Source organism: Streptomyces sp. NPDC028928 (assembly GCF_055564915.1).
The window spans coordinates 707,782-718,512 of the sequence record NZ_JBVHVI010000002.1 but is presented as its reverse complement, the minus strand read 5'-3'; the positions used below and the strand labels follow the sequence as shown (position 1 = coordinate 718,512).

General features: G+C 70.3%; 9 protein-coding genes. 1 reads left to right on the top strand and 8 read right to left on the bottom strand.

Annotation, left to right across the window (positions count from 1 at the left end; all coding sequences use genetic code 11):
• Positions 1-114: 114 nt before the first annotated feature.
• The 6 genes from ACZ4U1_RS09040 to ACZ4U1_RS09015 form a co-directional block, all read right to left on the bottom strand.
• A complete protein-coding gene (locus ACZ4U1_RS09040; RefSeq protein ID WP_467901433.1) occupies positions 115-468 on the bottom strand; it encodes a cytochrome C oxidase subunit I in 354 nt (117 codons plus the stop codon).
• Positions 465-2,189, bottom strand: a complete 1,725-nt coding sequence (gene ctaD, locus ACZ4U1_RS09035) for an aa3-type cytochrome oxidase subunit I (protein ID WP_467901431.1) — start codon at positions 2,187-2,189, stop codon at positions 465-467. Before ctaD ends, ACZ4U1_RS09040 begins: the two co-directional genes overlap by 4 nt.
• 217 nt (positions 2,190-2,406) lie before the next feature.
• Positions 2,407-3,390, bottom strand: a complete 984-nt coding sequence (locus ACZ4U1_RS09030) for an arabinan endo-1,5-alpha-L-arabinosidase (RefSeq protein WP_467901429.1) — start codon at positions 3,388-3,390, stop codon at positions 2,407-2,409.
• Positions 3,391-3,630: 240 nt separating this feature from the next.
• Positions 3,631-4,284 (bottom strand): DUF4360 domain-containing protein, encoded by a 654-nt coding sequence (locus ACZ4U1_RS09025; RefSeq protein ID WP_467901428.1) that lies wholly within the window; start codon positions 4,282-4,284, stop codon positions 3,631-3,633.
• Positions 4,285-4,468: 184 nt separating this feature from the next.
• Positions 4,469-4,696, bottom strand: coding sequence for a hypothetical protein (locus ACZ4U1_RS09020; RefSeq protein ID WP_467901426.1), 228 nt, complete (start codon positions 4,694-4,696; stop codon positions 4,469-4,471).
• Between the two features lie 44 nt (positions 4,697-4,740).
• On the bottom strand, positions 4,741-5,199 hold the full coding sequence (locus ACZ4U1_RS09015) for an RrF2 family transcriptional regulator (protein ID WP_467901424.1): 459 nt from the start codon (positions 5,197-5,199) through the stop codon (positions 4,741-4,743).
• Between the two features lie 75 nt (positions 5,200-5,274).
• Between ACZ4U1_RS09015 and ACZ4U1_RS09010 the strand changes: the two genes are divergently transcribed.
• Complete coding sequence (locus ACZ4U1_RS09010) at positions 5,275-8,229, top strand: glycoside hydrolase family 35 protein (RefSeq protein WP_467901422.1); 2,955 nt, start codon at positions 5,275-5,277, stop codon at positions 8,227-8,229.
• On the opposite strand, the gene arfA is transcribed toward ACZ4U1_RS09010, so the two are convergent.
• Entirely contained in the window at positions 8,230-9,750 is a 1,521-nt protein-coding gene (gene arfA, locus ACZ4U1_RS09005) for an arabinosylfuranosidase ArfA (protein ID WP_467901420.1), read from the bottom strand.
• A 14-nt stretch (positions 9,751-9,764) separates the two neighbouring features.
• Positions 9,765-10,727, bottom strand: coding sequence for an arabinan endo-1,5-alpha-L-arabinosidase (locus tag ACZ4U1_RS09000; protein WP_467901418.1), 963 nt, complete (start codon positions 10,725-10,727; stop codon positions 9,765-9,767).
• Positions 10,728-10,731: the final 4 nt, after the last annotated feature.

Here is a 10,731-nt window from a genome sequence, read left to right as displayed (position 1 = left end):
CCACCTGCACTACACCAGCCCCCCTCCCCCACCCCACCCCCCCCCCCCCCCCCCCCCCCCCCCCCCCCCCCCCCCCCCCCCCCCCCCCCCCCCCCCCCCCCCCCCCCCCCGCCGTCACAGGACCAGCAGCAGGGTGGCCAGGGCGGTGGTGAGGCCGGCGCACACCGCCAGGGCGACGCCTAGGCAGCGTCGGCGCAGCTGCTGGTAGCGCTGCTCGTACTCGGCGCGCAGCGACACGCAGCGGGCGGCGATGCGTTCGAGGTCGGCCCGGGCCCGCTGCAGGCTGTCGGCGACGTAGTGCTGCTCGATCTGCTCGCGCTGGGCCGTCGTCAGCCAGTCCAGGGGGCCGGTGAACTCCCGGGCCCGTCGCTCCGCCTCGGCGATCCGGGCCTGCCACAGCAGATAGCCCTCCACCTCGTTGCCGAGGTCGCCGCCGGCGCCGGCCCCCTGCTTGGGCAGACCGCTCACCCGTGTCCCCGGTCGCTCGTGCCCGGGAGGGCGTAGGCCTCCTGCTCCCGCAGGGCGATGTCCGGGTGGTGCAGGTCGAACGCCGGGGACTCGCTGCGGATCCGGGGCAGGGTGAGGAAGTTGTGCCGGGGCGGCGGGCAGGAGGTCGCCCACTCCAGCGAGCGGCCGTAGCCCCACGGGTCGTCCACGCCGACCGGGGTGCCGTACTTGGCCGTCTTCCACACGTTGTAGAGGAACGGCAGCATCGACAGGCCGAGCAGGAAGGAACCGACGGTCGACACCGTGTTCAGCGCGGTGAAGCCGTCGGCCGCGAGGTAGTCGGCGTACCGGCGGGGCATGCCCTCGGCGCCCAGCCAGTGCTGGACGAGGAAGGTGGTGTGGAAGCCGATGAACAGCGTCCAGAAGGTCATCTTGCCGAGGCGTTCGTCCAGCATCTTGCCGGTCCACTTGGGCCACCAGAAGTGGAATCCGGCGAACATCGCGAAGACGACCGTGCCGAAGACCACGTAGTGGAAGTGGGCCACCACGAAGTACGTGTCGGAGACGTGGAAGTCCATGGGCGGCGAGGCCAGGATGACGCCGGTGAGTCCGCCGAAGAGGAACGTCACGAGGAAGCCGGCGGCCCACAGCATCGGCGTCTCGAAACTCAGGGAGCCCTTCCACATCGTGCCGATCCAGTTGAAGAACTTCACCCCGGTCGGGACCGCGATCAGGAAGGTCATGAAGGCGAAGAACGGCAGCAGCACACCGCCGGTGACGTACATGTGGTGGGCCCACACCGTGACGGAGAGACCGGCGATCGCGATGGTCGCGGCCACGAGACCCATGTAGCCGAAGATCGGCTTGCGGGCGAACACCGGGATGATCTCGGTGACGATGCCGAAGAACGGCAGGGCGATGATGTACACCTCCGGATGGCCGAAGAACCAGAAGAGGTGCTGCCACAGCAGGGATCCGCCGTTGGCCGGGTCGTACACGTGGGCGCCGAAGATACGGTCCGCCGCGAGGGCGAACAGGGCGGCGGCCAGGACCGGGAAGGCCAGCAGGACCAGCACACCGGTCAGCAGCACGTTCCAGGTGAAGATCGGCATGCGGAACATGGTCAGGCCGGGGGCGCGCATGCAGATGATCGTGGTGATGAAGTTGACGGCGCCGAGGATGGTGCCGAAGCCGGAGAACGCCAGGCCCAGGATCCACAGGTTGCCGCCGAGTCCGGGGGTGCGGATCGCGTCCGACAGGGGGGTGTACGCGAACCAGCCGAAGTCGGCCGCGCCCTGCGGGGTGAGGAAGCCGCCGACGGCGATGAGCGATCCGAACAGGTACAGCCAGTAGGCGAACATGTTCAGCCGGGGGAAGGCGACATCCGGGGCGCCGATCTGGAGCGGCATGATCCAGTTCGTGAACCCGGCGAACAGCGGGGTGGCGAACATCAGCAGCATCACGGTGCCGTGCATCGTGAACATCTGGTTGTACTGCTCGTTCGAGACCAGCTGCAGGCCGGGACGGGCCAGCTCGGCCCGGATGATCAGCGCCATCACGCCGCCGACCAGGAAGAACGCGAACGACGTCGTCAGATACAGCGTGCCGATCGTCTTGTGGTCGGTGGTGGTCAGCCACTTCACCACGACATTGCCGGGCTGTTTGCGCCGGAGCGGCAGCTCGTTCTCGTACGAGTCCTCGGCTGCCGTCGCCCCGTCCTGGGGTTCGTTGAGGATGCTCACAGGTCGTCCGTCTCCCGATGCTCGCCGTCCGCCCACGCCATGGCGTCGGTCACCCGCCATCCTGGCGGCGCGACGGCGGCGGGGGCGCCCTGAGCGGCCGAGGCACGGCCGTTGGGATGAAGGATGCACCCGTTCGGCGCAGCGGGCCGGCCGGTCCGCCCGCTTCCCCGGCGCGCTTGGTAGGTTCGCCCCGATATCGGCGAGATCTCACTCCCGCTCAGTAGGCCACCGGCCAGCCCGTCGACCAGTTCAGCAGGTTGATGCCGAGTTTCGGGGTGCCGCCGTCGTTGCCGTCGTAGTAGTGGTAGACGATCAGGTCGCCGTCGGCGTCGTTCATGATGGACTGCCCGCCGGGCCCGATGACACGGCCGTGGGACTCCAGCACCGGTGTCCCGCCGTTGTTCGTCAGGGCGACCCCGTTCTTGTCGTAGTAGGGCCCGGTGACCGAGGTCGCCCGGCCGACCTTCACCTTGTACGTCGAGCTGGTGCCCTGGCAGCAGACGTCGTAGGAGGCGAAGAGGTAGTAGTAGCCGCCCCGTTTGACGATGTACGGCGCCTCGACCGCCTTGCTGCCGGTCGGGCGGGAGGCGAGCGAGTACCGCCTGGTGTCGCCGGCGTACTGCTTCCCGGTCGACGGATCGATGCGGATCATCTTGATGCCGGTCCACCAACTGCCGAAGGACAGCCACCACTTGCCGTCGTCGTCCACGAAGAGGTTGGGGTCGATGGCGTTGTAGTCGCTGCTGGAGGTGGAGGTGTAGACGATGCCGTAGTCGGTCCAGGAGCCGGGCAGTCCGGTGGTGGAGCCGGCCAGGCCGATGGCCGAGGTGTTCTCCCCGAACTTGGAGACGGCGTAGTACATCAGGTACTTGCCGCCGTGGTACGAGATGTCCGGCGCCCAGGCCTCGGTGGCGTACGACGACCACCACCCCGGCTTGGCGGTGAAGGCGTCGGCGCCGGCCGTGAAGGCGGTGCGGTCGGTGGAGGTCTTGTAGGCCAGGCCGCCGCCGGTGGCGTAGAGCAGGTAGCGGCCGGCGGAGGTGCGGATCATCGTCGGGTCGTGGACGACGACGCTTCCGGTGACCGTGCCGGGGTTGGGGTACGCGGAGGCACTGCTCGGCACGAGGGCGAGCAGGAGGGCGGCGGGGAGGGTGAGGAGTGCGGTGCGGGCGCGCTTCACGCGGGATCTCCTGTTCGACATTTCGAACTCGAGTCGCTGAATCGAACGGGACGGTAGAGTCGAATGGTTCGCGCGTCAACGGTTCTCACACGAACCCACATGACGCACCAAGCGGCGGCGCCCTCACCGACGCCGGCGGGGTGGCGAGGCTGACGACGATCCACCCCGGCACCCACCGCCTGGTCGTCCTGGCCGGCGCGCCGGGCCGGCCAGGCGGCTCTCCCCGGGAATCGCGGCAGCACGGCCGCTTGCCGACTCCGTTCAGGAGGTCGGGCGGCACTCCTTCCAGGCCAGGTGGTAGACCGTGCTGATGTCCCCGTCCGTCGAGTCCATCGTCATGAAGCTGACCTTGTCGGGGGTCGCGGTGCCCGCGCTGACGCGGAGTTCGGTGTTGATGTTGAAGTTCCGGAGGACTCCGCAGGGGGCCCAGACCAGTTGGGCCCAGTCGGTGGAGTCGGTGGCCTGCCAGTCGTCGTTGTAGGGGCCGCTGAAGGGGTGGGACCTGGGCACGGTCTGGGACGAGCCCTGGAAGTAGTACGACGCCTTCTGCGTGCCGGTGGCGCCCCGCTGGAGCGAGGCGAAGCCCCGGTAGTCGGCGCTGGCTATCGCGTACGTGAAGCCCTGCGGGACGTGGACCACCAGGTTGAGCTGGCAGTTCTTGCGGAAGGCCGTGGGGTCGGAGTTGCCGCCGACCTGGGCCAGGTAGGCGCTGTACGTGACCGTGAACGCCGTGTTGTCCGGTGACACCGCCACGGCGGCCGTACCGGCGGGACAGCCGGAACCGTTCACCGTGGCGACGTCTATGACGATCTTGTCCGGGGGCGGGTCGTCGAAGGGGGACGAGTCCTGGGCGGGCGCTAGTGCGGTGGTGAGCAGGGCGGCCACTGCGCCGCCCATGAGGAGTCCACCAGCCATCGTTTCTCCCGGTTGTCGAGTGGGGGGTACCGCCCCCGCCCGCGGCGGTTCAAAGGTGAAGGACACATGTTCCACCTGTGAAGCCGGGGTGGAGGCGTGGGTAGCGTAGGTAGCCCCGCCCAGGGGTGGGAGAGTGAACTCCGGCCATTCACACCGGGCTTTTCACGGCCTCGAGGGCGCGCCCCTACTCGCCCTGGAGCCCTCCGGGGAGCAGGGTGCGCAGGGACGTGACCGGGTGGCCCACTTCGAGGGAGCCGAGGAGGCCGTTCAGCAGGGCGCCGCCGGGGACGGTGGTGGGCGGGGCGGGGCGCTGGGCGGCCTCGGCGGTGGGGGCGGCGGCCAGGAGGGCGGCGGCCAGGACGGTGACGCAGGTGAGCTTCTTGATCATGACCTCACTAACGACCGAGGCCACGCGGGGGAACCTCCCCGTCCCCCGGCCGGCCGAGCGGCGGTCCGCTACGGGTTCTCCCAGGCCGCCGGTTCCGCGGCCAGGGCGCGGACCGGTTCGGGCAGGGCGTCCGCCGCGAGGTCGGCGAGGGTGACGCCCTCCAGGATGCGGCGGACACCTGCGCGCAGGGCGATCCAGAGGGGGAGGAGGGGCTGGGCCGCGCCGGTGTAGGTCACGTCCGTCGGGCGTTCGCCGCGTACCGAGACGATCGGGCCGTCGACGCCCCGGATGACGTCGGCCACGGTGACCGAGGCCGCGTCCCGGGCCAGGCGGTAGCCGCCGCCTCCGCCGCGCCGGCTCTCGACGATCCCGGCCCGTCGCAGGTCGCCGAGGATCCCTTCCAGGAACTTGTGCGGGATGGCCTGGACGGCGGCGATTTCCTCTGCCTTCACCGGGCCGTTACCCTGCCGTACGGCCAGCTCCAGTACCGCCCGTACCGCGTAATCCGCCCGCGCCGAGATCCTCATGGGTCCATTGTGGGGCGTGCCCGTGTGGAGAATGGCCGGACCGCGCCCCCGTAAGATCGCCCGGGAGGATCCACCTTGGCGCTCAGCAGACGTACCTTCAGTGCCCTGGCCGGTTCCGCCGCGCTCGGGCTCGCCCTGGGCGGCAGCGGCGGCCCCGGGGCGCCCTCGGCGTACGCGGGCGGCAGCGCGCCGACCGGTCCGGCACCGGTCCCGCCGAGCGCCGACGGCCGGCGGCACACCATCGGGTACGACCGCTACTCGCTGCTCGTGGACGGGCGGCGGCTGGTGGTGTGGTCGGGCGAGATGCATCCGTTCCGGCTGCCCAGTCCCTCCCTGTGGCGGGACGTGCTGCAGAAGATGCGGGCGCACGGGTTCAACGCCGTCAGCATCTACGTGGCCTGGAACTACCACTCCCCCGCGCCGGGCCGGTACGACTTCAGCGGCGTCCGGGACCTCGACCTGTTCCTGCGGACGGCCGCCGAGACCGGGCTGTACGTCATCCTGCGACCCGGGCCGTACATCAACGCAGAGGTCGACGGGGGCGGCTTCCCCGGGTGGCTGACCACCACCAAGGGCACGGCCCGGACCGACGATCCGGTCTATCTGTCGTACGTGGACGAGTGGCTGACCGAGGTCAACCGGATCGTCCGCCGGCATCTGTTCACACAGGGCACCGGCACGGTCCTGCTGTACCAGATCGAGAACGAGTACGACGCCCATGTGGAAGAAGCCGCCGGGCGGAACTACATGTCCCATCTGTACCGGAAGGTGCGGAATGACGGGATCGATGTCCCGTTGTTCCACAACGACAAGGGGCGGAACGGGTACTGGGTCCCCGGGTCCTTCGACACCGGCGGGGAGAGGGGCGGCTGGCTGTACGGGTTCGACGGGTATCCGTCGCCGTCCCAGACCCCGCCGGACTGGGGTCACTACGGCCCGGGCGGACCGAAGGGCGGGGCCACCGCCTCGCCGTCCACGCCCGGGTTCGTGCCCGAGTTCGGGGGCGGCTGGTTCGACCCGTGGGGCGGGGCCTGGTTCGACGGCAAGGGGTACGCCGAGTCGCGACGCACCCGGGACGCCGCGTACGAGCGCCGGTTCTATCTGACCAACCTCGCCAACGGGCTCACCCTGCACAACGTGTACATGACGTTCGGCGGGACCTCGTGGGGCTGGCTGCCGGCACCGGTCGTCTACACGTCGTACGACTACGGCGCCGCCATCGACGAGGCGCGGAACGTCACCGACAAGATGGCGCCGATGCACCAGCTCGGGCATCTGCTCCAGCGCGTGCCCGACTTCGCCAAGCTGGACCGGGCGGCGGACGTGACGGCGGAGGGGCTGAAGGTCTACCACCTGACCAACCCGGACACCGGCAGCCATGTGTACATCGCCCGCAACGACGGCACCGACCCGGTCACCACCGACCTGCCCACCGACGTCGGCCGCCTGCCGGTCACCGTGCCCGGCAAGGACGCCAAGCTGCTCACCACCGGGCTGCCGCTGGGCCGGCGGACCCTGAAGTACTCCACCGCCGCGCCGATGACGTGCCTGACGGCGGGCCGGCAGGACATCGCCGTGTTCGCGGGCCGGCGCGGCGAGATGGCCGAGCTGGTGCTGAAGTGCCCCGAGGAGCCGTTCGTGCAGCGCCTGGACCCGGAGGCCGGCTGGGCCTACGACCAGAACGAGCTGCATGTGAACGCCCCCCTCGGGCAGGGCGGGCTGACCCGGGTGCTGGTGCAGAAGGGCGAGACCGACACCCCGCTGCTGCTGCTCTTCGCCGACGACGCCACCGCCGTCCGCCTCTTCCCGTACGACACCCCGTCCGGGACCCTCCTCGTCTACGGCCCCGCGCTGCTGCGGCACGCGGAGCTGCACGGCTCGGAGGTCCGTCTGACCGGTGACATCACCGAGCGGACCAGCCTGGAGGTGTGGGGCCCGCGCGGGATCGACACCCTGGTGTGGAACGGGCGGAAGCTGCCCACCCGGGTCACCCTCTCCGGCAGCCTGATGACCACCGGGATGCTGCCGGACACACCCGAGGTGCGGCTGCCCGAGCTGGGCGGCTGGCGGATGCGCACGGAGAACCCGGAGGCGGGCCCGAGCTTCGACGACTCGTCGTGGCAGCTCGCCGACAAGACGACGTCGTACAGCACCACGGCCGTCCCGGACGGACAGCCGGTCCTCTTCGCCGACGACTACGGCTTCCACTACGGCGACGTCTGGTACCGGGGTACCCTCTCCGACACGAGCGGTGTGGAGGAGGTCTCGCTGGCCTACAGCACCGGCACGCAGGGCCTGCTGATGGCCTGGCTGGACGGCGAGCCGCTGGGCACCCACCGGATGCCCGTGCCGGACAAGACCGTGACCATCCGCAAGGGCAGCTGGGCGGAGACGGCGGTCTTCCCGGTGCGCGAGCGGCTGCGCTCCCCCGGCCGGCATGTGCTGTCGGTCCTGGTCCGGCGCATGCAGCACGACCAGGACGGCAAGGCGCTCGACACGCACAAGGCGGCGCGGGGCCTGACGGCGGTCACCTTCAAGGGTGCCGAGCCGAAGGTGCGCTGGCGCATCCAGGGCGCGGGCGCTCCCGACCCCGTGCGCGGGCCGATGAACAACGGCGGCCTGTACGGCGAGCGGGAGGGCTGGCACCTGCCCGGCTTCCGGGACCGGGACTGGGAGCGGGTGACCTTCCCGCGCGCGGAGCGGTACCAGGGCGTGACCTGGTACCGGACCGCGTTCCGGCTGTCGGTGCCGGCCGGCATCGACGCGTCGATCGGCCTGACCCTGGACGACGACCCGTACCGCGCCTACCGCGCCCAGATCTTCCTCAACGGCTGGAACCTGGGCCAGTACATCAACAACGTCGGCCCGCAGCACACCTTCGTCCTGCCGAACGGCATCCTGCGCACGCGGGGCACCAACACCCTGGCGCTGGCGGTCCTCTCGGAGTTCACCACGCTGTCGGGGCCGGGCGAGGTGAGCCTGACGCTGCTCGGCAGGGCGACGGGCGGCGTGCCGGTCGAGCCGGTCTGATCACGCCAGCCTGATCACGTTCCAGGACAGCGGCTCCAGTACGGCGGTGAGGGTGCCGTCCGTCAGAGCGGTGCCCTCGACCGGGTGCGGGGTGACACGGTCGGGGTCGGTCAGGGTGTTGCGGGCGTCGGGGTCGGCGTCCGCGAGCGCGCTGTGCTCGGTGACGGACGTCAGCTCCAGCCCGTTCAGCGCGACCTCCAGGGGCAGGGGGTCGGTGCGGCTGCGGTTGACCGCGAACACGGTGACCGTGCCGTCGTCCGCGCGGACGGCGGTGGCGTGCAGCAGGTCCGTCTCGCCGTACTTCTTCGTCTCGTACGTCGGCGAGTCCACGCGCACGTCCAGCACCTGGCCCCGGCCGTGCTTCGAGGCCTGCGCGAACGGGAAGTAGGTCGTCTGCCGCCAGGCCGGGCCGCCCGGCTCGGTCATGATCGGGGCGATCACGTTGACGAGCTGGGCGAGGCAGGCGACGGTGACGCGGTCGGCGTGCCGCAGCAGGGCGATGAGGAGCGAGCCGAAGACGACCGCGTCCGTGACGCTGTAGTTGTCCTCCAGCAGACGGGGGGCCTCCGGCCAGTCGGACCGGTCGATGGTCTTCGCGTACTCCTCCCACTTCGAGAGGTACCAGACGTTCCACTCGTCGAAGGAGAGGTTGATCTTCTTCTTCGACTTCAGCCTCGCGCCCACGTGGTCGGCGGTCGCGACCACGTTCTCGATGAAGGACTCCATGTCGACGGCCGAGGCGAGGAAGGAGTCCACGTCACCGTCGACGGGCTCGTAGTAGGCGTGCAGCGAGATGTAGTCGACCAGGTCGTACGTCTCCTCGAGGACGGTCGCCTCCCACTCGGCGAAGGTGGGCATGGCCTGGCTGGAGGAGCCGCAGGCGACCAGCTCCACGGCGGGGTCCTGCTGGCGCATGGCCCGTGCCGTCTCGGCGGCGACACGGCCGTACTCGGCGGCCGTCTTGTGGCCGGTCTGCCAGGGGCCGTCCATCTCGTTGCCGAGGCACCAGAGCCTGATGCCGAAGGGGTCCTTGTCGCCGTGGGCGGCACGGAGGTCGGAGAGGGCGGTGCCGGCGGGGTGGTTGGCGTACTCCTGGAGTTCGAGCGCCTCGGCCACGCCTCTCGTCCCGAGGTTCACCGCCATCATGGGTTCCGCCTGGGGGCCGACCTTCTTGAGGAACGCGATGTACTCGGACAGGCCGAAGCGGTTGGTCTCGGTGGAGTGCCAGGCGAGATCGAGCCGGCGGGGGCGGTCTTCCACCGGGCCGACGGAGTCCTCCCACTTGTACCCGGAGACGAAGTTGCCGCCGGGGTAGCGGATGGCGGTGACGCCGAGTTCGCGGACCAGGTCGAGTACGTCCGTGCGGAGGCCTTCGGCGTCGGCCGTGGGGTGGTCCGGTTCGTAGATGCCGGTGTAGACGCAGCGCCCCAGGTGTTCCACGAAGGAGCCGAACATACGGGGGTTGACTTCGCCGACGGTGAATGCGGGGTCGAGCGTGAACCGGGCAGTGCGCTTGCTCATGGATTCCTTCCGTGTCACTTGAGAACAGGCCGACCCGCACGCCAGCGAAGCTCGTTGAGGCCCAGCTTCGGGGTGCCGTCGTCGTCCGCGTCGTAGTAGTGGTACGCCAGCCACGTCTTGCCGTGGGCGCGGAACGTCGACTCTCCGCCGGGGCCCACGTAGCGGCCGTGGCCTGCCAGGAGGAGGTCGCCGCCGCCGTCGAGCATCGAGCGGCCCTCGCTGTCGACGTACGGGCCGGTCACCGATGTGGAGCGGCCCACGCGGATCTTGTAGGTGGAGTTCACTCCGGCGCAGCAGGTGTCGTAGGAGGCGAAGAGGTAGTAGTAGCCGCCGTGGTGGAGGATCGACGGGCCCTCGACCGCGTAGGGGGCGTCGGGGCGGGTGGCCAGGTGGTGGACCGTGGCTCCGGGGATCGCCTTGCCGGTGTCGGGGTTCAGTTCGACCATGCGGATGCCGGTCCAGTAGGAGCCGAAGGCCAGCCACAGTCTGCCGTCGGCGCGGATCAGCGCCGGGTCGATGGCGTTCCAGGTGTCCGTCTTCTCCGAGCTGAACGCCTTGCCGTGGTCGGTCCAGGTGCCGGGCAGGCCGGAGGGGGAGGTGGCGACGCCGATCGCGGAGTGGTTGGTGCCCCAGGAGGAGACGGCGTAGTAGAGCCAGTAGCGGCCGTCGCGGTAGCTGAGGTCGGGGGCCCAGGGGTCGGCGGTGGAGTTGTAGTCGTACCACCAGCTCGGCGGGGTGGAGAAGGCGTTGCCCGCGTCCGACCAGTGGTGGAGGTCGGTGGAGAGGCGGGCGCCGAGGATGCCGCCGGTGGAGTAGGCGACGTACCGGCCGTTCTTCAGCTGGTGGACGGTGGGGTCGTGGATGATCTGCCGGCCGGTGAGGGGCAGCGGGTCGGGGTACGCCGGCTCGGCCGAGGCCGTGGCGGGGAGGAGGGCCAGGGCGGCTGCCGCCAGTACGGCGGCGAGTCTGGGCTTCAAGGGG